21 protein-coding genes are annotated in these 24493 nt (G+C 33.1%); 10 read left to right on the top strand and 11 right to left on the bottom strand.

Annotated features, from left to right (window positions below; translation table 11 throughout):
* Positions 1 to 7: 7 nt before the first annotated feature.
* Together P7122_RS10130 and P7122_RS10125 are read right to left on the bottom strand one after the other, a co-directional pair.
* Positions 8 to 532: a GNAT family N-acetyltransferase gene (locus P7122_RS10130; protein ID WP_278005682.1), complete on the bottom strand. Its 525-nt coding sequence runs from the start codon at positions 530 to 532 to the stop codon at positions 8 to 10.
* Positions 529 to 1083: a thioredoxin family protein gene (locus tag P7122_RS10125; protein ID WP_278005681.1), complete on the bottom strand. Its 555-nt coding sequence runs from the start codon at positions 1081 to 1083 to the stop codon at positions 529 to 531. Before P7122_RS10125 ends, P7122_RS10130 begins: the two co-directional genes overlap by 4 nt.
* A gap of 32 nt (positions 1084 to 1115) precedes the next feature.
* Between P7122_RS10125 and P7122_RS10120 the strand changes: the two genes are divergently transcribed.
* The gene (locus tag P7122_RS10120) at positions 1116 to 1451 is read left to right on the top strand and encodes a tRNA-binding protein (protein WP_278005680.1); all 336 of its coding nucleotides are present in this window, start codon (positions 1116 to 1118) and stop codon (positions 1449 to 1451) included.
* A 97-nt stretch (positions 1452 to 1548) separates the two neighbouring features.
* On the opposite strand, the gene P7122_RS10115 is transcribed toward P7122_RS10120, so the two are convergent.
* From P7122_RS10115 to P7122_RS10105, 3 genes are all read right to left on the bottom strand, one after another.
* The gene (locus P7122_RS10115; protein WP_278005679.1) at positions 1549 to 4059 is read right to left on the bottom strand and encodes a M14 metallopeptidase family protein; all 2511 of its coding nucleotides are present in this window, start codon (positions 4057 to 4059) and stop codon (positions 1549 to 1551) included.
* 86 nt (positions 4060 to 4145) lie between these two features.
* A complete protein-coding gene (locus P7122_RS10110) occupies positions 4146 to 4535 on the bottom strand; it encodes a PUR family DNA/RNA-binding protein (protein WP_278005678.1) in 390 nt (129 codons plus the stop codon).
* Between the two features lie 61 nt (positions 4536 to 4596).
* Positions 4597 to 6354, bottom strand: a complete 1758-nt coding sequence (locus P7122_RS10105; RefSeq protein WP_278005677.1) for an ABC transporter ATP-binding protein — start codon at positions 6352 to 6354, stop codon at positions 4597 to 4599.
* Between the two features lie 132 nt (positions 6355 to 6486).
* Between P7122_RS10105 and P7122_RS10100 the strand changes: the two genes are divergently transcribed.
* The 5 genes from P7122_RS10100 to P7122_RS10080 all read left to right on the top strand — a co-directional run bounded on the left by P7122_RS10100 (position 6487) and on the right by P7122_RS10080 (position 12165).
* Entirely contained in the window at positions 6487 to 7590 is a 1104-nt protein-coding gene (locus tag P7122_RS10100) for a Glu/Leu/Phe/Val family dehydrogenase (protein WP_278005676.1), read from the top strand.
* Positions 7591 to 7682: 92 nt separating this feature from the next.
* Positions 7683 to 8627 carry a transcription antitermination factor NusB gene (gene nusB, locus P7122_RS10095; RefSeq protein ID WP_278005675.1) on the top strand — a complete coding sequence of 315 codons (945 nt, stop codon included), beginning with the start codon at positions 7683 to 7685 and terminating at the stop codon, positions 8625 to 8627.
* A gap of 115 nt (positions 8628 to 8742) precedes the next feature.
* Positions 8743 to 9279: a DUF1573 domain-containing protein gene (locus P7122_RS10090; RefSeq protein WP_278005674.1), complete on the top strand. Its 537-nt coding sequence runs from the start codon at positions 8743 to 8745 to the stop codon at positions 9277 to 9279.
* An 8-nt stretch (positions 9280 to 9287) separates the two neighbouring features.
* Positions 9288 to 9578 carry a preprotein translocase subunit YajC gene (gene yajC, locus P7122_RS10085; protein WP_278005673.1) on the top strand — a complete coding sequence of 97 codons (291 nt, stop codon included), beginning with the start codon at positions 9288 to 9290 and terminating at the stop codon, positions 9576 to 9578.
* A gap of 208 nt (positions 9579 to 9786) precedes the next feature.
* The gene (locus P7122_RS10080; protein WP_278005672.1) at positions 9787 to 12165 is read left to right on the top strand and encodes a TonB-dependent siderophore receptor; all 2379 of its coding nucleotides are present in this window, start codon (positions 9787 to 9789) and stop codon (positions 12163 to 12165) included.
* A 58-nt stretch (positions 12166 to 12223) separates the two neighbouring features.
* Here P7122_RS10080 and P7122_RS10075 read toward each other — a convergent pair whose 3' ends face one another.
* The 3 genes from P7122_RS10075 to P7122_RS10065 all read right to left on the bottom strand — a co-directional run bounded on the left by P7122_RS10075 (position 12224) and on the right by P7122_RS10065 (position 15048).
* Positions 12224 to 12823 (bottom strand): YdeI/OmpD-associated family protein, encoded by a 600-nt coding sequence (locus P7122_RS10075; RefSeq protein WP_278005671.1) that lies wholly within the window; start codon positions 12821 to 12823, stop codon positions 12224 to 12226.
* 137 nt (positions 12824 to 12960) lie between these two features.
* On the bottom strand, positions 12961 to 14193 hold the full coding sequence (gene pepT, locus P7122_RS10070; protein ID WP_278005670.1) for a peptidase T: 1233 nt from the start codon (positions 14191 to 14193) through the stop codon (positions 12961 to 12963).
* Between the two features lie 24 nt (positions 14194 to 14217).
* Positions 14218 to 15048 (bottom strand): universal stress protein, encoded by an 831-nt coding sequence (locus P7122_RS10065; protein WP_278005669.1) that lies wholly within the window; start codon positions 15046 to 15048, stop codon positions 14218 to 14220.
* 146 nt (positions 15049 to 15194) lie between these two features.
* Between P7122_RS10065 and P7122_RS10060 the strand changes: the two genes are divergently transcribed.
* From P7122_RS10060 to P7122_RS10050, 3 genes are read left to right on the top strand one after another with little or no spacing between them, the layout of a single operon-like run.
* The gene (locus tag P7122_RS10060; protein ID WP_278005668.1) at positions 15195 to 16211 is read left to right on the top strand and encodes a quinone-dependent dihydroorotate dehydrogenase; all 1017 of its coding nucleotides are present in this window, start codon (positions 15195 to 15197) and stop codon (positions 16209 to 16211) included.
* Positions 16212 to 16224: 13 nt separating this feature from the next.
* Complete coding sequence (locus P7122_RS10055) at positions 16225 to 16839, top strand: LysE family translocator (RefSeq protein WP_437130089.1); 615 nt, start codon at positions 16225 to 16227, stop codon at positions 16837 to 16839.
* Between the two features lie 45 nt (positions 16840 to 16884).
* Positions 16885 to 17748 (top strand): hydroxymethylglutaryl-CoA lyase, encoded by an 864-nt coding sequence (locus P7122_RS10050; RefSeq protein WP_278005666.1) that lies wholly within the window; start codon positions 16885 to 16887, stop codon positions 17746 to 17748.
* Positions 17749 to 17880: 132 nt separating this feature from the next.
* On the opposite strand, the gene P7122_RS10045 is transcribed toward P7122_RS10050, so the two are convergent.
* From P7122_RS10045 to P7122_RS10035, 3 genes are all read right to left on the bottom strand, one after another.
* Complete coding sequence (locus P7122_RS10045; RefSeq protein ID WP_278005665.1) at positions 17881 to 20058, bottom strand: FG-GAP-like repeat-containing protein; 2178 nt, start codon at positions 20056 to 20058, stop codon at positions 17881 to 17883.
* Positions 20059 to 20150: 92 nt separating this feature from the next.
* Entirely contained in the window at positions 20151 to 21338 is a 1188-nt protein-coding gene (locus tag P7122_RS10040; protein ID WP_278005664.1) for an HmuY family protein, read from the bottom strand.
* Between the two features lie 11 nt (positions 21339 to 21349).
* The gene (locus P7122_RS10035; protein ID WP_278005663.1) at positions 21350 to 23494 is read right to left on the bottom strand and encodes a TonB-dependent receptor plug domain-containing protein; all 2145 of its coding nucleotides are present in this window, start codon (positions 23492 to 23494) and stop codon (positions 21350 to 21352) included.
* A 91-nt stretch (positions 23495 to 23585) separates the two neighbouring features.
* On the opposite strand from P7122_RS10035, the gene P7122_RS10030 reads away from it, so the two are divergent.
* Positions 23586 to 24491, top strand: coding sequence for a DUF6607 family protein (locus P7122_RS10030; protein ID WP_278005662.1), 906 nt, complete (start codon positions 23586 to 23588; stop codon positions 24489 to 24491).
* Positions 24492 to 24493: the final 2 nt, after the last annotated feature.

Raw genomic sequence — 24493 nt, 5'->3', positions numbered from 1 at the left:
TTGTTAGTTATAAATTAGGGTTCTGTAAAGTGTACCAATTACAGAGGTCGCCTAGGTAAGAAAAAGTACCTGACGGATTTAAGCCTATATTTTTAAGAATTTTATTAGAAACTGTGTGGTTTACATCTGCTGCAGCACAGATTTCTTTTAGTTTTAGGTCTTTAAAACCATATTCTAGAGACGCCTTAGCAGCCTCAGTGGCAAAGCCTTTTCCCCAAAACTTTTCGTTAAGTCTGTAGCCAAGATCATAATAATCAAACTCTTTACGTAATTCGCGCTCAAATTTTAATCCAGACCAGCCTACAAATTCACCAGTATCTTTCTTTATCATTGCTAATCGACCAACTCCATAGTCTTTGTATTGCTGTAAAACACCTTTTATTTTTTCGCGAGATTGCTCTATAGATGTTACAGGATTGTTGCCTAAAAAAATATGTACTTTAGGATTAGAATCCATTTCAAAGAAATTTTGATCATCCTCTTCGTTAATAGGTCTTAAATAAAGCCGCTTGGTTTCTAGTTTTAGATTCATTTCCATTTAATATTACAACCCATGCTAGGTTTTTGGTTTGGATCAATAGGTTGGTGGTTTAAAAGTGCGTCCATGGCAGCTCTCAAATCTTTTCCGGTTACCGGAATATCATTTCCTGGTCGAGAATCATCTAACCTTCCTGCGTATACTAATTTTAAATCTTCATCAAACAAGAAAAAGTCTGGCGTACAAGCAGCATCATAGGCTTTTGCTACGGCTTGTGTTTCATCATACAAATACGGAAAGGAATAGTGGTTTTCTTCGGCATGAGTTTTCATTTTATCAGGACTATCTTGAGGATAATTTTCTACATCATTGCTGGAAATTGCTATGCAATTAATACCATTTGGTTTATAATCGTTAGCTAATTTTACTAATGCTTCATTAACATGAATTACAAAAGGGCAGTGGTTACAGATAAACATTACTAACGTGCCATTGGCACCTTTTAGCTGAGACAATGATTTTGAAACATTATCTTTTGTGTCTGTTAAGTTAAAATCTGGAGCTATTGTGCCAAGAGGCAGCATATTTGATGGTGTTAATGCCATTGTTTTATAATAAGAATTACTAATTTTATCGCATGGATAATATAATAACATTTGAAGACTTTACAAAGGTAGATTTAAGAGTAGGAACTATTGTTGAAGTGAACGATTTTCCAAAAGCCAGAAAGCCTGCCTATCAACTTACTATAGATTTTGGTGACTTAGGTATTAGAAAATCGTCTGCTCAGATTACAACGCAGTACAAAAAAGAAGATTTAGAAAATCGTCAGATTGTAGCAGTTGTTAATTTCCCTAAAAAGCAAATCGCCAATTTTATGAGCGAATGCTTAGTTGTTGGTGCTGTAAAAGAGAATGACGTCTTTTTATTGCATCCTGAAAATAAGGTGAAAAACGGCTCGCAAGTATCGTGATGTTTATTGTTTAACTCTTGAATTGAGTAAACGGTTAATCGTTAAAATTTTAAGATGTTTGTTTAGTATATTATTAGGCTTTTAGTTTCGCTACTAACTACATCTCATTCCTAAAGAAAATGGCATTCATCAACAGTTTATTGGTGCCATACCAAAATGCTCTAAAGTTGGTGTTGTCTGTAAAAGCCATGATTTTTCCGCGCCCAATTCTACTGGATTTAAAAGGAATGGTTTGTTTTAAACTGTCTAAGTTTTCTTCAGAAATATAACCGCTTAACAAAGGCTTTTCTGAATATTGAATTGGGTTGTCGTAACTGTTTTTATTAGGATTTATAAACAACGTTGAGTTTCTAAATATTGCTAGTTTATCATTTTTATAGCCAAAGTTTATAGGATGCGAACGGTCTAACTCTGTTTCAAAAATAGCACCACCTATAACCTGTGCTCCTCTAAAATTACTTCGATCTTCAAAGCTTATATTTTTTGCTTTTAAGGAGCTTTTCTTTTTGAAATTAAGTTTCATTAACTCACTGGAATTTAACCAACGCAACGTGTTTTTGTAAGCAATAAGAGAACCTCCATCTTGTAACCATTGCTTTAACTTTTTGGTATTGCCACTGTCTAATGCAGAATTAGAATTTACCATTATAATAGTGTTGTACCTACTTAAATCAGCTCTGCTAAAATTTTTGGTGTCTAGTTTTGTAACAACGATATCATATCTCGTATCGAGTAAATGCCAAATTTCGCCAGCATCATAAGAAGTAACACCATCACCAACCAACAACGCTATTTTAGGAAGTTCTAATGCTCTAAAATTTCGACTTCCAAGATCGATACCTTCATTTAAACCTGTTGAAATCGCATCGATTGTGATATGGCTTTCTTTAGCAATAGTGTTTAAAAACGAATACAATTCAGAAGTCTCCATGTCTTGATTTTGTACAGGAATCATAATGGTACCATAATCATAGGATTTACCATTGGCTTTAAAATTTTTCAGGCTTACACTGGCACGTATCCCTTTTTTTAGAATTGTATGTAATAGTTTTGGAGCATAATACTCATTCCACGGAAATAAATAAGCATAGTCACTTTTAGATGTTACACCACCTTGTTGATGGGTTAATTCGGTAACAACATTACTCGCTTTTTCCACGCTGGTTTCTGTATAATCTAGATTAAAAGCTAGTGGAAATGTCCATGCAGAAATGTCGTAAAACAAACTGTCTTGAAACGTGGTGCGTTTTTCAAACATGGCATTGATAAGTCGTGTATTCTTTTGGTTTTTTGGAACTACATAACTGTAGTCTTTTTTATATGTTTTGCCATCTAAGGAAACATCAGATTTTAAATGATGAAATTTTATGTTATGACGCTTTAAGATTTCAGCCAGATGATATGTTTTGGCAGCATCTTTTTCATCACCAAAAATAATGGCTTTGTTGCCTTCAGAGGAAGCTTCTTTTCGAGCGTTTTTATAAAAGTTATGTTGGTATTCTAAGAGTTCTTTTCGCATTTCATTGGCTGCCTCAAGTGTAGATAAACCAGCTGTGAATTGATTTTTTATAGTAAACGGAAAGGTTAGCAAACCATTGTCACTCTCTTGAACATGACCACGAGAACTCGCTTGTTCAAACAATATACCAATGCCTCCATTTATATCCGGAAACGTTGAGCCTTTACCGTAATAGAAATCATCAAAACTTTCTTCGGAATAGTATAAAGATCCAATTTTGTCTAGCGCTTTAGCATGGTATTTAGCAATGCCTTTTGTGAGTTCTTGATTCATTTTTGGGGTTAGAGGATGCGTGCGTGAAGGAATGCCAGGCTGAAAAAAGAAACTAGAATTGGTACCCATTTCATGATGATCTGTTAGAATATTAGGTAACCAATCGTGAAACGTTTGTATACGTGCTCTAGACTCTGGTAATTGCACTGGAAGCCAATCTCTATTCATATCAAACCAGTAGTGGTTGGTGCGTCCACCAGGCCAAACTTCACTAAACTCTCTATCGTTTGGGTCTGCATTAAGATTCATACTACGATTTGTATTTGCCCAATACGCAAAACGTTGTAAACCGTCTGGATTTAATGATGGATCAAAGAGAATTATGGTATTGTCTAGTAAATTTTCAATATCAGAGCCTTCTGCAGCAGTAAGATAATAGGCTAAAGCCAACGCTGCATTAGAGCCACTAGGTTCATTACCATGTATAGAAAATCCTTGATATACCACTATTGGTCTGTTGCCAAGATTTGCATCATTTGTTTCTGTAGCTTTTATGTGTTGTGTCTTTATGGTCTCTAAATTTGTATGGTTAGTAGGTGATGTTATGGTTAATAATATAAGTGGTCTGCCCTCAAACGTTTTGCCTCTGTCTTCTATACTTACACGATCTGATGCTTCTGCAAGTTCTCGCATATACTGTACTAACTTATCGTGAGTAATGTGCCACTCTCCAACTTCGTGTCCAATGCTACTTTTGGGTGTTGGTATGTTGCTATTATAACTAACGTCTTGTGGTAGATAGTAAGATAGGTCTATGTTGGTTTGAGAGAAGAGAGTAGAGGAAAGTAAAAGGAAAAAAAGAGTAATGCGTAGCATGTAATTACAATGTTGGTTAAACCTTAAAAATAAAAAACCCTAACTAAAATTAGTTAGGGTTTTTTATAATTTAACAGAAGTTAATTCTAAATGTCTTCGAAGCTTATGTCTGTGAAACTTTCGGTTCCGTTTAAGTCATCTGCTGTTCTAGACTCTTGAGTTACAAAATCGTCTTCGCGTTTAAAATCTTTTTGATGACGCTCACTGATTACTTCTTCACCTTTTTCGGTAACAATGTAATCTGTCATTTCGGCTAAAATTTCTCTAAACTCAGAAAAGTCTTCTTTGTAAAGGTAAATTTTGTGCTTTTTGTAGTGGTAAGATCCGTCGTCGTTGGTAAATTTTTTGCTTTCGGTAATGGTTAGATAGTAGTCTCCAGCTTTTGTTGCTCTTACATCAAAGAAATAAGTTCGTCTGCCAGCGCGTAAAACTTTAGAATAAATTTCTTCTTTATCCGTCATTTCATAATCGCTCATAAATCAATCTTTTTTTAATTTCAACTCAAAAATCTAAAAAAAAAGTAAACTGGCAAACAAATTATTGTATTTCTTTTTCTGAGAGTTGCTTTGTATAAAGTTCCTTATAATAACCTTCAACACTGATGAGATTTTCATGGTTTCCGGTCTGTATAATTTTACCATCTTCTAGCACAATTATTTGATCTGCGTTTTTTGCAGAAGACACTCGGTGGCTAACAATTATGGTAGTTTTGTCTTTGGTTAATCTTACTAGATTTTTAAGAATCTTCTCTTCAGTTTCGGTATCTACAGCAGATAAACAATCGTCAAAAAGTAGAATTTCTGGCTTTTTTATAATAGCTCTGGCAATAGAAACACGTTGTTTTTGACCTCCAGATAAGGTTATACCACGTTCGCCCAAAATGGTATCGTAACCTTTGCTAAAACCTATAATGTTTTTATGAACTTTAGCATCTTTTGCAGCTTCAATAACTTCTTCGTCTGTGGCATCTTCTTTTCCAAACATTATGTTGTTTTTTATAGTGTCAGAGAATAGAAATGCATCTTGTGGTACATAACCGATACTTTCTCTTAGGCTATACAGATTCAGTTTAGAAATTGTAGTGTTATCTACTAAAATGTTTCCGTTTTCAATATCATATAGTCTACCTATGAGGTCTAAAATAGTAGATTTTCCAGAACCTGTTTTGCCCAATATAGCAAGAGTTTCGCCAGATTTTAATGTAAAACTAACATCTTTGAGAGCTTGGATATTTGTGTCTGGATACACAAATGAAACATTCTTAAATTCAATATTGCCTTTAATAGGAGTAAGCTCGTTTGCTGCGTTTTTAATTTCTGGTTCAGTTTTTAAAAACTCATTAATTCGTTCTTGAGAAGCTTCCGCTTGTTGTACTAAAGATGTAACCCAACCCACTGTGGCTACTGGCCAAGTAAGCATGTTTACATAAATAATAAACTCTGCAATAGTACCAATGTTTTCTATTTCGCCATTCATATATTGCATTCCTCCAACATAGATAACAATGAGATTACTAACGCCAATTAGTAGTATCATTAATGGGAAAAAAAGTGCCTGTACTTTGGTAAGGTTTATTTGTTTTTGTCTGTTTTCGGCAGAAAGATCAGCAAATTCAGAATTTGTTTTAGTCTCTATGCCATAAGACTTTATAACTGAAATTCCGCTAAAGGTTTCCTGAGCATAAGTTGATAATGTAGATAACGACTGTTGTACAATAGTACTGCGCTTATTTATAAGTCTACTTAATTTATAGATAGAAACCGATAAAATAGGCAAGGGTAGTAACGTATATAGCGTTAGTACTGGTGCTGTATTAACCATATATATTATAGCTACTGTAAATAGCGTAATGGTGTTAATGGTGTACATTAAAGCAGGACCAACGTACATACGTACTTTACCTACATCTTCGCTAATACGATTCATTAAATCTCCCGTTCGGTTAGATTTATAAAAGTTTAATGATAATACCTGGTAATGTTGGTAAATTTCATTTTTTAAATCGTATTCAATATATCTAGAGACATTAATTATGGTTTGTCGCATCAAAAAAGTTAAGATACCAGCAACAATAGCTGCACCAATAATGAGTGATACATTTGTTATAAGTTCGGTTTTAAAAACGTCATAAGAGATTTTGCCTGCTAATTTATCAGAGATAATATTTATAGAATCTCCTACAAAGCGTGGAGTAAATAGTACAAATATTTTAGATATAATGGTGATAATAACACCAATGATTAAGCGATATCTATATTTGTAAAAGTATTTATTTAGATGTTTTAGTGCCTTCATATTGTATTTGGTCGGTCAAAAGTATTATGATAATCTGATTTTGACGTTAATATTTTGCTAATCCTCTAATTATAGTTTATTTTTGCACGCTGTTTTTAAATAATTTTCAACAGCCTTAAATCTTAATCAATAATGACTTCAGAATTAATAAGTTCAAAAGAACTTGCAAAAGCAGATCCTGTATTTGGTCAGGTTTCATTTGATGATCACGAACAAATCGTTTTCTGCAACGACAAAGATACTGGTTTAAAAGCTATAATAGGCATACATAATACTGTTTTAGGTCCTGCATTAGGAGGTACTAGAATGTGGAATTATAATAACGAGTGGGAAGCACTTAATGATGTGTTGCGACTTTCTCGTGGTATGACTTTTAAATCTGCAATTACAGGCTTAAACCTTGGAGGAGGTAAAGCGGTAATTATAGGAGATGCCAAAACTCAAAAAACACCAGAATTAATGCGTCGTTTTGGAGAGTTTGTTCACTCTTTAAGTGGAAAATACATTACTGCTGAAGATGTTGGTATGGCTACCGAAGATATGGATACTGTAAGAGAGGTAACTCCTTACGTAACTGGTATATCAGAAAGCAAAGGAGGTGCTGGTAACCCATCGCCAATTACAGCTTATGGTGTATTTATGGGAATGAAAGCAGCAGCCAAGTTTAGATACGGATCTGATGTTTTAGAAGATAAATCTATTTTTGTACAAGGTATAGGACATGTAGGTGAAGGATTAGTAGAGCATTTAGTAAATGAAGGTGCAAAAGTTACTATAGCAGATATTAACCAAGAACGTTTAGAAGAAATACGTTCTAAGTATGGTGCTACAATATATGGAGGTAATGATATTTATAGTGAGCCTATGGATATTTATGCACCATGTGCTTTAGGAGCTACTATTAATGATGATACAATCTACAGAATACAAGCAGATATTATAGCAGGTGCAGCTAACAACCAGTTGGCAGAAGAAAACAAGCACGGAAAAATATTACAAGAAAGAGGTATTGTTTATGCACCAGATTTCTTAATCAATGCAGGCGGAATTATTAACGTATATGCAGAGTTAGAAAATTACGACAGACAAGAAATTATACGCAAAACTGAAAATATTTATAACACAACACTAGAGATTTTAGATAATGCTAAAGTTAACAATCTCACAACGAATGCAGCAGCATTAAATATTGCAAGAGAGCGTATAGAAACTCGTAAAAGAGAAAATTCTAAATAATTTTTTTCAGAATTAAATAATAGTATTTTTGCAAGGTGAATCGGAATACGATTCACCTTTTTTAGTAACCTATATAAAGCAGTTCTGTATACATGCTTAACAGAAGACACATTAGAATAAAAGTAATGCAATCGTTGTATGCTTTTAAAGGTCATGAAAGTGACGACCTGGTAAAAGATGAAAAGTTTTTAATGCACAGTTTAGATAGCATGTTAGATTTATACCTTTCTATCTTAGCACTGCTTACTGAATTGCATAAAAAGAGTAAAGACTACAATAAGAAGCTACAACAAAAGATTTTAGGATCAGAGTCTGACAGAAACCCAAACACTAAATTTCAAGACAATTTATTGTTAAAAATAATTAGTAATAATAGACTATTACAAGATATTATTACAAAACGAAAATTAAATTTTTGGGATTTAGATTTTGAATATGTAGACATCTTATTTAAAGAAATAAAGAAAAGTAGTTTGTATGAAGAATACATGAATAATCCTGAAACAGGATTAAAAGTGGACAAAAAATTCATACTAGACATCTACACAGAAATTATAGCACCAAATGATAAGTTGTATGATTATTTTGAAGATAAAAAACTAACTTGGGTAGATGATTTTCCTGTTGTAAACACAGTACTTTTAAAAGTTTTAAATAAAGTAAAATTAACATCTCCAGAAACAAGACTCCTTCCAGACTTATACAAAGACGAGGATGATAAAGAGTTTGCAAAAGAATTATTGAAAAAAACAATACTCAATAACTCTAAATTTGCAGAAGAAGTATCTAAAAAAACCACCAATTGGGACGCAGAGCGTTTAGCCAGTTTAGACGGTTTGTTATTAAAAATGGCTTTGTGCGAATTTCAAAAATTTCCATCCATTCCATTTAAAGTTACAATTAATGAGTATCTAGAAATTGCCAAAGAATACTCAACACCTAAGAGTAGCTTGTTTATTAACGGAATACTAGATAAGATTGTAAAAGAATACCAATCTAACGACCTATACCCAAAAACAGGAAGAGGTCTTATGTAGAAATATTTCTTTTTACAAACATGTTAAGGACATTCTAAAAGTTTTAATTGCTGGGAATAATTATTACCTTTGACAACTTAGAGAATCAATAATATTAATTAAAAAAATATAAGTAATGAAAAAGATTATCTTAGGACTTAGCGCATTATGTATGATAGCTTTTACATCTTGTAAAGATGATGCAGCAAGTAAAGTAAATTCTGAAAACGTAGCCGTAGCAGCAGAGAGAGATGCTAATGCTGGTGATTTTCCAGTAATGGAATTAGATAAAACAGTACACGATTTTGGTACTATTGAAAACGGTACACCTGTAGAAACAATCTTTAAGTACACAAACAAAGGAAACTCAATGCTTGTAGTAAGCAATATAAAGAGTACTTGTGGTTGTACAGTACCATCTAACTATACAAAAGAAGTAGCACCAGGTGAAACAGGTGAGTTTACTGTAAAGTTTAACGGTAAAGGAAACGGTAAAGTTTCTAAATCTTTAACCATTACAGCAAATACAGAAAAAGGTACAGAGATTGTTAAGATTACTGCAATGGTAAACAATCCAGAAGCAGCTAAAAAAGCAGCAACAGCAAAATCAAATCCACTAACAACAACAAAAACGTCAACTAAGCCTGGACACGAAGGGCATAACCACGACTAATATAGAATATGGAAGGATTAGGTTCATTTTTACCATTTATTGCCATTTTTGCTGTGATGTATTTCTTTATGATTGCACCTCAGTTAAAACGTCAAAAACAAGAAAAAAAGTTTGCTAATGAAATGAAGCGTGGTGATCGTGTGATTACCAAAAGTGGAATGCATGGCAAAATTGTAGAATTAAACGATAAAGATAACAGTTGTGTTATTGAAACGTTAGCAGGAAAAATTAAATTTGACCGTTCTGCAATCTCAATGGAAATGAGTAAAAAATTAAACACACCTGCTACAGTAAAGTAGAAATTCAGGTTTAGAAATTATATTAAAAATGCCACTCTTTTTGAGTGGCATTTTTTGTTATTATATACCAAAAATAGTAATTGACTGGTTTTTAATAATATAAAAATATTACTTCAAAATTATTTATATTTAGTCTAAATAAAGTTTTTTTTAATTGTTTTGGGTTTTATATTTGCGCTCTATTTAAAACAATTCTAAATAATATATAATGCTTAAAAAACTTATTTGGCTAGTCTTAGTCGCTGCGCAAATATCATTTTCGCAAAGTAAAATTACAGGACATATTACCGGAAATAACTCAGAAGTTATTCCTTATGCAACAGTAGTAGTTAAAGGTACAACTCTAGGAACTGTAGCAGATGAAAAAGGGTATTACGAACTCAAGAATTTAAATGCAGGTGACTATATAATTACTGCGTCTTATGTTGGTTATAAATCGTCTACCCAAAGTATCTCTATTCATGATAATGAAACTAAAGAGCTTTCTTTTCAGTTAGAGGAAGATACAACTTTAGATGAAGTTGAGGTTTTTGGAAATCGTTTTGAGCATCCAGATAAAATTGAAGCTTTAACTAGACTGCCATTAGCGCCTTATGAGCAAATTCAAAGTATTTCTATAATATCAGATAAATTAATAGAGCAACAAGGTAATCTTACAATTGCAGATGCAACCAAAAACGTTCCTGGTGTATACACGTTTGCTACTTATGGTAATAAAAGAGAGAGTATGTCTTCTCGTGGGTTTAGAGGTATTCCTATATTAAAGAATGGAGTTAGAGTGCATTCAGATTTTAGAGGTGTTGGTGTGCTTACAGACATGCAAGGTGTAGATAATATTCAGGTTCTTAAAGGTTCGGCAACTATAACTCAAGGTGTAGCCACAGATTTAGGTAGTCCTGGAGGTGTGATTAATATTGTTACAAAAACACCACGCTACGTTTCTGGAGGTAATGTGTCTTTAAGAGCTGGAAGTTTTGGTCAGGCAAGAACAACCTTCGATGTTTATGGACCTTTAGTTAAAACTAATAATGTAGCTTTTAGATTAAATGGAGCTTTAGAGCGTTCTGATAGTTATAGAAATAGAGTGTCATCAGATAGATTTTATATTAATCCGTCATTAGAATGGAAACCAGATGATAAGACAACTCTTACTTTTGAAATGGATTATTTTGAGGATAGCAGAACACCAGACTTAGGTACTGTAAATCTTGGTGAAAACGATGTAAATAATATTTACGATTTACCTCATGATAAATTCTTAGGTTTTTCTGATGATAAATCTCTAACCTCTAGTGCTTCTTATTCTATTAGGTTTAATAGAGAGCTTAATGATAAGCTTAGTTTACGAGGTGCTTATTATAAATCTAATCTAGATCTAGACGACAAAGGAGCTAGCTTAGGAGGTGTTGTAGAAGACGAGTTTGGTGATCCAGTGTATAACCAAAGAAAAAGAGGATATTCAGCTTCAACCAGAAGTGATGATAATAGTGTTTTACAGTTTGATTTAATTGGAGAAGATATTAATACAGGAAGTATATCTCATACCTTTCAAGTAGGATTCGATTACAGAACTACAGATTATAGTACATGGTCTCAACGCGTTTCTACGGTAGATACAATAGACGTGTTTACAGGTAATACACATACTTTACCAGATGATTTAGCATTTTCTAATGCCACGACAGCAGGTGCAAAATCAAAGGCTATAGGTTTTGTAGCGCAAGATGTAATAACTTTCAATAAGTATTTAAAAACATTTTTAGGTATTCGTTTTAGTAAGACTCAAACTATTGCAGCCACAGAAACTACAGAGAGCGATGCAGTAAACCCGTTGGCAGGTATTATTGTTACACCATTTCAAAACATTAATGTTTTTGCGTCTTATACCAATAGTTCTTACCCAAGAACAGCTACGCGTTTAGATGCAGATGGTAATGAGTTAGGTAATGAGCGTTTCGATCAGTTTGAAACAGGAATAAAAACCAATTGGTTAAACAACAGATTACGTTTTAATTTTACGTTCTTTAAAATTAATAATAAGGATATTAACCTACCTGTATATGACGAAAACTGGGTAGCTACAGGTTTCTATCAAAAAGGAGGTAATGACGAACGTAAGGGTATAGAGGTAGAGCTTAGTGGTCGTTTACTTGAAAATCTGGAAGTCATCACTGGTTATTCTTATATTGATGCACAATACAAAGAACATACGTCGTTTGTGTACGGTTCTGCACCATTAAACACACCAAAGCACACATTTAATGCATATGCAAATTATAGTTTCAAACAAAAGTTAAAAGGTTTATCAGTAGGAGCAGGTGTTTATTACACAGGCGAAAGACCAATTAACGATTGGAGTGCAGGCGCAGTAACACACGAGGGTATTGTACCAAACCAAGAACCATTTTATGTAGAGGCATATACACAAGTAAATGCACAGGCTGCATACAGGCTAAATAACCACTGGAATTTTAGAGTTATACTAAATAACGTATTTAATGAAATAGGCTATAATGCTTACAGAACAAGGTTTATCAACCAAACCAATCCAAGAAATTTTGCAGCAATTTTGAGTTATTCTTTTTAAGATTAATTGGTTAATTGAAAAGCCACTCGTAATGAGTGGCTTTTTTTTTATTAAAAAATTAGCAGTTTTTGTATTTATCATGAAGCCCTTTGCCGTTGAGAATCATTGGCGTTATTTTCTCTATTCTAGATAGTTTTGTAGCTTCTCGTTTTGCTTCACTAATATGCTCGCAGTATTCTCTCTGTTTACCTGGAGTTAACGCTTTAAAGGCTGTGTTTAAATCATTGTTAGCTGAGAACACTTTTTTTAATTCTGCAGGTATTATAACAGCTTTTGTATTGCGTTGTGGTTTTATCTCTTTGCCAAGTTTTTGGTTTTCAATAGCCTCTTTTACATACTTTAAAACAGCACTTTTGTTGATGTCTGCCTTAGACTCAAAACGCATTTGTCTTAATGCTTTGGTTTTGTTCTCTTGGGCATTGATAAGTAGGTTAGCTTCATCTTTTAAGAACACACCTTGAAAGAACCATATACCAAAATGGTTTTTAAATGCACCTAAACCAACAACATTTTTTCCATTTAAGGTATAAGTTGGAGCACTCCATTTTAGTGTTTCTTCAAGTTCTGTAGTATTTATAATTTCACGAAGTATTTTTAACTCGTCCTCAAAGTGAGTGTTAATTTCAATGTACTCTTCTACAGATGTCGCTTTCTTCATAAATAAAATTATTAAACAAGAATGATTTTTAAAATTAAGATTTTCTAATGAAATAGATTGACTGTTATTAAGTTTTTCAAGAATAAAAAAGCCTAAGTATAAAAACTTAGGCTTTACATTTTATAGAAATAACTTTCTTATCCGTGTTTTACAGCTGTAAGCTCTGCTATCTTACAAATAACTTCAACAGCTTTTTGCATACTTTCCACAGGAACATACTCATAACGTCCATGAAAGTTATGGCCACCAGCAAAAATATTAGGACAAGGTAAGCCCATATAAGATAATTGAGAACCATCTGTACCTCCTCTTATAGGCTTTATTAAAGGTGTAATATCTAAGGCTTTCATTGCCTCTTCAGCAATGTCTACAATATGTTTTACAGGTTCTACCTTTTCTTTCATATTGAAATATTGATCCTTAATTTCAATTTCAAAGATTTCAGCTTCAAACTTTGTGTTTAAATCAAAAACCACCTTTTCCATTAAAGCTTTACGAGCTTCAAACTTGTCTTTATCATGATCTCTAATAATATATTGAAGTGTTGTTTCTTCAACCTTTCCGTCTATATTATGTAAATGAAAAAAACCTTCGTAACCTTCAGTGTGTTCTGGTGTTTCTAGTCGAGGTAAAGCATTAATAAATTCGGTAGCATAGTACATAGAGTTTACCATTTTGCCTTTAGCGTAACCTGGATGAACAATCTTTCCTTTTACTTTAATCTTTGCGCCTGCAGCATTAAAATTTTCGTACTCTAGCTCACCAATTTGGCTACCATCCATGGTGTAAGCCCAATCTGCACCAAATTTTTCAACATCAAATTTATGAGCACCTCTGCCAATTTCTTCGTCTGGTGTAAAACCTACTTTAATCTCTCCATGTTTAATTTCGGGATGCTTAATTAGATATTCCATAGCCGAAACTATTTCGGTAATACCAGCCTTATCGTCTGCACCTAAAAGTGTGGTACCATCTGTAGTTATTAGAGTTTGTCCTTTATAAAGCAAAAGGTCTTCAAAATAACTTGGAGATAAAACGATGTTTTCTTCAGCATTTAAAACTATATCCTTGCCATCGTAATTTTCTACGATTTGTGGTTTTATATTGGCTCCTGTAAAATCTGGAGAAGTATCAAAATGCGATATAAATCCAATTGTTGGTACATCATAATCTACATTACTTGGTAATGTTGCCATGATATACGCATTGTCGTCTATAGTTACATTGCTCATACCAATAGCTTTGAGTTCTTCTACCAACTTGTTGGCTAAATCCCACTGCTTTTCTGTACTTGGTGTTGTGTTAGAATTTGGATCAGATTCTGTATCTATTGTAACGTAGCTTATAAAGCGATCTATAATATGCTGCATGTGTATGTTTGTCTTATTTATGTATTAAAGCTTAAAAGTAATTACTGGTAATTTTGAATGGTTTACTAAGTCTTCAGAAATGCTTCCTCCAAAGAAATGACTTAATCCTGTTCTACCATGAGTAATAATAGAAACAGCATCTGCGCCTTCTCTTTTGGCAAAGTTTAAAACACCATCTTCTACCATGTGGTCCGCAGTAAATGCAATGTTTAAATCTTTTTCGTTTAGTTGTGCAAGTTTTATAAAGTTGGCCACTTTTTCGTTAATTTCATCTGTGCTTAAAAAGCTTAAGTTAGGAAGGTTAACGTGTAATAACGTTACTTTTTCTGTTAACTCATTTAGCATTTCTATAGCGTTTTTTACTGCTGAAATACTGTCTTCATCAAAATCGCAACCAAGTACAATGTTTTTAAAGTTTACAGAATCAGGTTTTGACTTAACAACCAAAACAGGAATATCACTGTAACGTACCACTTTTTCTGTGTTAGAACCTGTAAAAATGCCATCGTGCTCACTATGACCTCTAGAGCCCATAATAATAAGATCTGCTTTTTCGTGGCTAGCAACTTCAGAAACTTCTTTTAATACTTTATGGTGTTTAATTATAGGTGTAACAGATATACCATCTAGGTATGGTTTGTCTAAGAATTTTTCAAATTCTTTATTGGTTACCATAAGCATAAATGCATTTTCTTCACTTTTTTCAGAATCTGATGTAGAAAAAATAGATTCAGAAAGCTCTAACATGTGCATTACAATAAGCTCTGCATTGTGTTGCTTAGCAAGCGCTGCACCAGTTTCTAAAGCATATTCAGAATGTTGTGAAAAATCTACGGGAATTATAATTTTTTTCATGATAGTATTATTTGTTATTGCTCAAAGTTAATAATAAGAATTCTTAAAAATAATGATATTGGACAGTTTCTGATTAAATATTTATTGAAAGTAAAAAGGCATAAAAAATATTTAGATTCTTATTTTTGTACAGCAAATTTCTTTCCATGTATAAAGCAATAATAAGACCCTTTCTCTTTTGGTTCGATCCAGAAAAAGTACACTATTTTACATTTTCGTTAATAAGAAACATTTCTAAACTACCAGGTTTTAAAAGCTTGTTTAGAAGAATGTATTTGGTTGAAGATAAAAAACTAGAACGCCAGCTTTTTGGTTTAACATTTAAGAATCCTGTTGGTCTTGCAGCAGGTTTTGATAAAGATGCAAAACTCTATAATGAGCTTTCAAACTTTGGTTTTGGTTTTATTGAAATTGGGACACTAACACCAAAACCACAAGAGGGAAATCCTAAAAAGCGATTATTTAGATTAAAGGAAGACTCTGCTATTATTAACAGAATGGGCTTTAACAATGGAGGTGTAGAAGAAGCTGTAGAGCGTTTAAAAAAGAACAAAGGTGTACTTATAGGTGGTAACATTGGCAAAAATAAAGTAACACCAAATGAAGATGCTGTAGAAGATTACAAAATTTGTTTTAATGCACTTTTTGATCATGTAGATTATTTTGTGGTCAATGTAAGCTCACCCAATACACCAAATCTAAGAGCTTTACAAGATAAAGAACCGTTAACTGAATTGCTAAAAGCCTTACAGGTACTCAATTTTCAGAAAACAAACAGTAAGCCAATTTTATTAAAAATAGCACCAGATCTTACTAACGAGCAATTAGATGATATTATAGATATTGTAAAAACAACGAAAATTGATGGTGTAATAGCTACAAATACAACAATTTCTAGAGAAGGCTTACAAAGCGAAAACAAAAAGGAAGTTGGTGGTATGAGTGGTAAACCTTTAAAATCGCGTTCAACAGAAGTAATTAAGTATTTGTCTGAAAAAAGCAATAAAGCATTTCCGATTATTGGAGTAGGAGGTATTCATTCTGCAAAAGATGCTTTAGAAAAAATTGAAGCAGGAGCAGACCTTGTACAATTGTACACAGGTTTTATCTACGAAGGTCCAAAACTTATTCGTTCTATAAACAAGGCGTTGCTTCATAATTAATTAAAAGGTTTTGATAACCGAAACACTCATATCATTTGCATTAGCAACATGCGCATTGGCTATTTCGCCAGGACCAGATAATATTTATGTTTTAGTACAAAGTATTACAAATGGTAAGTCTTACGGAATGGCAACAGTATGTGGTTTAATAACAGGATGTATAGTGCATACAACATTATTAGCCTTTGGTGTTTCTGCAATTATTAAGGCTAATGATGATTTGTTTTTTGGAATAAAAGTACTCGGAGCTTTGTATTTGTTGTATTTAGCTTACAAAGTATATAAGTCAGATGCTCAATTAGATTTTGATTCTGAAACAGCTCCGAAGAAAAGTCTAAAAGCTTTATTTGTACAAGGTTTTTTTATGAATGTATTAAATCCAAAAGTTACCATCTTTTTCTTAGCTTTTTTTCCAGGATTTTTATTTAGTAAAACGTTAAGTAGTGTTTTGCAGTTTTACATTCTTGGAGGCATTTTTATGCTTGTCTCTTTTATTATTTTTTCTGCCATTGCTTTGTTAGCAGGCCAGATAAAAGCTTATACTTTAACTCATAAGAATTCGGGTTTGTTTTTAAAATGGCTTCAAATAGTTGTGTTTATTGGTATTTCGGTATTTATTTTAGTCTAAAAATGATGCTATGAAATCGTTTTCGGAAACCGTATATTTGAAACAATGAACAAAGCTGTAAAAATTATAGAATGTCCAAGAGATGCCATGCAAGGTATAAAGGACTTTATTCCTACGGAAAAAAAAGTACAATACATTCAGTCTCTTCTAAGAGTTGGGTTTGATACTATAGATTTTGGGAGTTTTGTCTCGCCAAAAGCCATTCCGCAAATGGTAGATACAGCCGAAGTTTTATCGCAGTTAGATTTATCTAAAACCAAGAGCAAATTACTAGCTATAATCGCAAATACACGTGGTGCTAATGATGCTTCAGTTCATTCTGAAATTGACTATTTGGGCTTTCCGTTTTCAATATCTGAAAACTTTCAGATGCGTAATACGCACAAAACTATAGCACAATCTGTGGTTACACTTTCTGAAATTTTAGAAATAGCAGATAAGAGCAACAAAGAAGTGGTTGTGTATATTTCTATGGGTTTTGGTAATCCTTATGGAGATCCTTGGAATGTAGATATAGTAGGAGAGTGGACAGAGCGTTTGGCTAAAATGGGAGTAAAAATATTATCTTTAAGTGATACAATAGGAAGCTCTAATCCTGAGAATATAGATTATTTATTTTCTAATCTTATTTCCAAATATCCTAATATAGAATTTGGTGCACACTTGCACACCACACCAACTACCTGGTTCGAAAAGATTGATGCCGCTTATAAGGCTGGTTGTCGTCGTTTTGATGGAGCCATACAAGGTTTTGGTGGTTGCCCAATGGCAAAAGACGATCTTACGGGTAATATGCCAACAGAAAAGATGTTGTCTTATTTTACACAAAAAAAAGCCCATGACTTAAATGCCATGAGCTTTGAGAGTGCTTACAATGAAGCGACTAAAATATTTTCAAAATATCATTAAAGATTTCTATAGAATTTTCACGCTACAAATACTAAAATTAAAGTTAGTATAGATGTTACTATTAAGCAGGAAAATAGGACAACAATGCGTTTGGCAATATGTTTAATAGAAATCATTTTCAAGAAAATGTTTTTAGTTTAATACAAGTTTTTTTGTAAAGCTGTTATTACCTGAAGTAATCTCAATGATATAAATACCAGAATTTAGTTCAGACAAGTTAATTTGACTTGTATTAGTACTAATGCTAGTGCTATATACTTTTTGACCTGTTGTAGAATATACATTGATTTGGTTCTTTTCAGAATATAATGTCTCATCAGAGAACTTCAGATCAATGATTCCATCGTTTGAAGGATTAGGGAAAATACTAAAAGTATTAGTTTCAAAATTATTGATGCTCAAAGTTTCACTTGTAGCTTCAGTAGATTCTACAAAAGAAGTGTCAACAGCACTAACAGACCAAAAATAGTTTGTCGCATTTCCAAGGTTTTCTATGGTCCACGTCGTTCCATAAACAGGATAAGACGCAATTTCATTACCACCTTGAGTTGTACCAACAGTTAACATATAAAAAAGCCCATTACTAGGAGTAAAATCGTCCGTTGCAGCATCCCAACTAAAGGTCATAGAATTATTTGAGTTTGCTGAGCTTACAAGGTTAGAAGGCGCATTTGGTGCAGAGTTGACAACTGTAGTATTGTTTTCAAAAAAGCGTGTTCTTCCAACATAGCCATCTACATCTGAACCACCAGAAATTGCAAAATCTAAATCGTTATCTCCATCTAAATCTATAAACTTTAGATTGGCATAAGAACCAAGGTTAATTAAGCCTTCACTTGCAAGATCAAAAGATGTTTGATTATTAGTGTATAAATATGTTTTATCATCATAATTGTTATCTGTACCAGCAAAAACCAAATCTAGATCACCATCATTGTCATAATCTCCCCAAACAATTGGATTGTTACCTGTAAAATTACCTACACCTTCTAATGAAAATCCAGAGTCTATAAACGTACCATTACCATCATTGTTATAGATTTTTGTTACATAATCGTAGTTGTCATCATAACCTGTATAGGCAAAATCTAGATCACCATCGTTATCATAATCACCTAAAGCTAACCAGCTTTCTGCAGTTGTAAACGGCAGAGTAGCTAATGTATAAGAGCCATTGTCATTGGTGTATAAAGCAGAAAAGTTATCGCCATTAATGTCGTAACCAGTGATTAGGATGTCTAAATCAGAGTCGTTGTCTACATCCGCAAAAACAGCATTTCCGTTCTGTACAGCAGATAATCCAGCATTAGCATCTGAGAAAGTACCATTAACGTTTTCGTAAATTCTTGTATATAAAGAAGCTCCACCAGCATCTTGAAAAGCTCCGGAAACTAATAAATCTAAGTCTCCATCATTATCATAATCTCCTGTTTCTATAGAGCTATAAACAACACCTTCTAACTGTTGAGAAACCGAAAATGTACCATTTTCATTTTCATAAACTGTAAGGTAAAATGTATATATGTCATTGTAGTTTTGGCCAGAAGTTACCAAGTCGATATCTCCATCATTATCGTAATCTAAATATTTAACACTTCCTAAGTGTAAATCGGCCACATTTGCTTGACTGGTAAGAGTTAAAGTACCATTTACATTTTCGTAAAAATCAATCTTACTGCTATCTGCATATTCGTCGTTATCTGTGTCTATACCACCAGAAATTACTAAATCTAAGTTACCATCATTGTTTATGTCTGCCCAATCTGATGAAGCATACCAATAATCGCTTGTCGTTGTTGAGATTTCTGAAAATAAGTCTGTTGGTACAGCACTTAAAACTACATTGTCTAATGATATAGCATTATGGTTGCCAGGTAAAACAGCATTAAACACTAAATATTCTCCTGTATTTATGGTTATTTCTACATTGTGTGTTGTGGTATTCATAACAGTAAATGGAGACCCAATTGTAGTATAGGTGCTACTATTGCTTGTGTCTGTAACAGTACCAACTTCAATTTGTAAACCACCACCAGCAACACTAGTTGTGTCAAACTGTAAGTTATAAGTTCCAGAAGCGATTTCAGGAGTCGCTAACATGGTTGGTGTATTAGGCGAATTGAAACTGTAAAATACAATCTCGCCTGTATCTTCATACACAAAAGCACCTGTGCTAATTATAGACCAGCATTGGTCTATTTCGCCACTCCAGTCATCAAAGTTTTCATTAAGAGAAGACTCTATATTGCATTGTGCAAATCCATAAAATATAGAGGCTACACAAAAAATTAAAAAGTATAAATTTTTCATAATTATTTAGAATTGATATAAATAGTAAAATAGGTTTTAAAAAAAGCCATCTTAATTGATGGCCTTTTTTTGTATTGTTAATTAACAGAGAATTACTCAGCTAATAATTCGTATTGAAATTGAGGGAAACCTCTTTCTCCTGTTTCGCTAACTACAGCAGTAAATCTTAATTTGTAGTAGTTACCGTCAGTATCTTTTACAATATAATATCTGTTTTCTCTTACTGTTGGTTCAACACCAGGAGTAAAACTTGTAACTCTCCAACCACTACCAATAACAGCACGGTCGTTATATACAAAACTAGCTTCTGTAACATCAGCTAAAGTAAAATCTACATAGTTAGGAGTAGTTGTGTCATCTTCTTCAATAGTTATAGTGTATAGACCTACACCAGCAAGTGTATTGTGAGTTGTGTAGTCAGAATATGTTAATCCTGCATCTATACCTTGAGATCCATAATAAGAAAATACACCACCAAAATCGATGTCCCAGTTAGAAGACATTGGCTCTGAACTTACAACTTGATCATCAGTTAAGCTAACAGCAGTAACATTGTAGCTACCATCTTTAGTTACAGTAATTTCAGAAAAATCAGTTGTATTTGTTAACTCAGCATATTGAATAGTATACGTGTTTCCATCAGTTAAAACTCTAACTTTCATGAAACCTCTAGCATCTCCTGTAGTGTTTAACGATCCGTTGTTTTCAGTTGGGATTTCGTTTCCTAAGTTTACGATGTATACATTGTTAGAACTATCTGTAGTAGATACTTCTTCAAATGCAGTACCTGTTAATTCACCTTCTTTGCTATCTGTAAAAGAAATACCAGCACTTAAGTCCCCATATTGTGTGTAGCTTACAGGTAATCCTGCCATTAATTCACCTACAGTGTTTACAGTTACAGTAGTTTGAGAAAAACTTTGATCAAGTGTATTTAGTGTCATAGGTGCTGTAAGTGCAGTACTTTCAGTCACTGTTGTAATGTCATTAATTCCTTCTAACTCAGCAGCAGATACTAATAAAGCATTATTTAAATACACTCTGTTTTGAGAACCGTTATACACAGCTATTTCCCAAGAATCTCTTGCTACAGCAGTTTGTGTACCAGTACTTAAGTCAACATAAACACGGTTAGGTTGGTTAAATCCACCTACGATAGGATCTACAATACCACCTTCAGAAGGAGGAATTACAGGTGTTGTACCGTCGTCATCACTACTACAGCTAGTTACAAGGGCAGCTGCTATAAATAACATTAGTGTTAAAAATTTGTTTGTCATAATTGTTAGTATTAAAAATTTAAATTATATGTAAGTTTTAAAAAATAAGATCTTCCGTTACCAATTAATCTCGATCCAGATGTTGAGTTGGTGTGTGCTCCTGCTGATGAACGCGTATTGATATTAACTACATCTAAAATATTACGTGCTCCTAACGTGGCGCTTAATCTTGTTGAAATATCTGTTCTTATAGAGGCATTTAGCCAAGTAAAAGCTTCGGTTTCGCCAATAAATAACTCATCATTTTCATCAGAAAATATTCCTTGAGTTTTACCTGTATATTTTAATTGGCTGGAGATAGTAGTATTCCACTTATCTATTTTGTAGGCTAATGATGTTTGAAAATTTAAACTCCATAAATAGTCATTGTCATTTTCTAATTCTTCATTTATAGAGCTTGTTACACCTAGATATGTAGCTCCTAAACCTATATTCCAGTTTTTGTAGATAAAACTGTTATCTAGACTAAAACCAATACGTTTGCTGTAATCTATATTGTCTTGCGTGTATAAAATTCTTCCATCATCATCCTCAGCAGTTACACTTGTAATAGCGTCTTTTAGGTCGATATAAAAGAAATTAAAACTTGGACTTAAGTAGCCTTCTTCTGCAATTCTGTAGTTATCTTTTAAGTTAACAAATACTGAAATACCATCTTCGGGTTTTAGGTCTGGGTTACCTCTTACATTATGGTTGGCATCTACAAAATAAAAGAATAGCTCTTCAAAATTTGGTGCTCTGTAGGCAGAGCCAACAACAGCTTTTAATTTTAGTTTTTCTGTAAAATCGTAAGTCGATGATAGTGACCAAATAAGATAGTTGTCGAATTGAGAACTACTTGTAAATCTTGCACCTGGATTTAATGATAGCTTTTTAGTTGGTTTAAATTCCGTAATCCCAAATACCTCGTAATTAGTAATTGTGTTTTCTACAACATCGCTAGAGTAGTCTCCTGTAGCAATAGCATCAAAACCTTTCTGGTTAGTAAATTCATAACCTAATTGAAGGTTAAAGAAATCAGATTTTGGTACAATGTTATTTACAAATCCCTTAGAATACCACACTTCACTAGATTGGCTTACGGCATCGTTTAGTACAGATTCTTCACGACGCTCCAGAATGTTGTATACATACTCTTTATAACGTCGTTTTTGATTTTGGTAAGAGAAGTTAACATTATAATTCGTAGCACCATTTAAAGGACCAGAAATATTAAGGTTATTTACCCATCTGTCTGTCTCGTAATTCTGATCAACAGCAGTTGGGTTTAGCTGTCCGTTTTCGTACCTACCATTAACTATTCTGTTATAGATATCTAAACTTTCATTAAAATACTGAAGTTTGTAAAAGAAATTATGTTTTCCTACATCTAAATCTGCATTAGCAGAAACAGTAAGCTGTTCTTTAGGATTCCATTCTGTACCACGAAGGCTGTCATTTTTTATAAGACCGTTTTCGGTTGCAAAATAATTTTTGCCTTGATAACCATTATAAAAGCCTGCAAAGTCATTTCGCGAAGCGCCAAAAGAATAAGAAAACTTTTCATTAGCCTGATTGGTAACTCTAAAGTTTTGAATATGTCTTCCTCTATCAAAAAACTCAAATTCGTTTCCTACAGTTTCCTCTTGTAAAGATAGCTGAAGTTCCCAGCCATTGTCTCTCAATCCTCTTTTAGTAATTATATTAATAACACCTGCAACAGCATTATCACCATATAAAACACCCATTGAACCTTCAACAATTTCAACTCGCTCTACATCATCGATATTAATTTGTGTAATATCAATATTGTTACCAACACCATTATCACTAACCACAGGTACACCATCTATTAGTATTTTGGTGTATTGGCCATCTAAACCAAATAAACTCACTGTAGAACGACCATTTGAAGCATCAGGATTTACCGTAATGTTTAGGCTGTTAAATAGTATATCTGCTAAGTTGTTACCAGCTACATTTTCTATGTCCTTTCTTTTTATAGTACCAACTGTAAATAGCTTTTTGCTAACAGACATAACGTTGCTTTCGCCTACAACAACAACTTCCTTAAGTTTTTCTACAGAAGTGCTATCTTTTTTTTGCTCTTGTGCGTAAACCGAAGCAGTTAAAAAAAATAAAAAATAAATGTAGATTTTATTTTTATTTAGATTCATTCTTGATTAATTTTGCTGCAAATATAAAATCTTATTTTAAATCAATCTAAATAAGAATAAAATTTTTAAAAAATAATTTTAACCTATAATCATGAAACAAATTTTAGCTTTTTCATTAGCGTTTTTAGCTCTAACGCTTTCAGTAAATGCACAAGACAAAAAAGAACAAGACAAATCTGCTATTAAAGAAATGTGTGGATGTTTTGAAGTCACTTTTAATTTTGCAGAAACATTTTCATTCAGTGAAGATTCATTGTACAAACCATCAAAAACCAAGGTAGATAAAGGATTAGAGTGGGCACAATTAGTCGTAGATGAGGATGATAAGATTTCTATTCAGCATTTATTACAAGTAGGAAGACCAGACCAACCACATATTGTTAAGCACTGGAGACAAGACTGGTTATTCGAAAACAAAGATTTCTACATGTACAACGGAGATAACGAATGGTTGTTTGAAGAAAAAACGGATGAGGATGTTGCAGGTCAATGGACTCAAAAAGTATATCAGGTAGATGATAGTCCTCGTTACGAAGGATCTGCTACTTGGGTACACGTAGATGGAAAAAGCTATTGGGAAAACACAACTACAGCACCATTACCAAGAAGAGAATACACAAAGCGTAGCGATTATAATGTAACTCTAAGAGGTAACCGTCACGAGATTACTAATTACGGATGGTTACACGACCAGGATAACGCTAAAGTTATCAGAGAAAAGGGGAAGGAAGATGTAGTATTAGCAAACGAAAAAGGTTACAATACTTATGTAAAAGTCGATGATAGCCGTTGCCAAGCAGCACAAGATTGGTGGAAAGCTAATTTTGATAAATGGGCAACTGTAAGAGCTAAATGGGATGAGGTTTACGGAAGAGATAAAGATTTAGTTTTAGAAGAAAAAGTAGATAACAAAGTTCTTTACAAGCATTTATTTGATGAAGAAATGACTGAAAAGAAAGATATTGACACTACGATTGAATCTTTTGTTAAGAAATAAAC

It is taken from the genome of Winogradskyella marincola, assembly GCF_029624125.1.
Classification (GTDB): Bacteria; Bacteroidota; Bacteroidia; order Flavobacteriales; family Flavobacteriaceae; genus Winogradskyella; species Winogradskyella marincola.
This window is presented reverse-complemented; position numbering and strand designations above follow the sequence as displayed.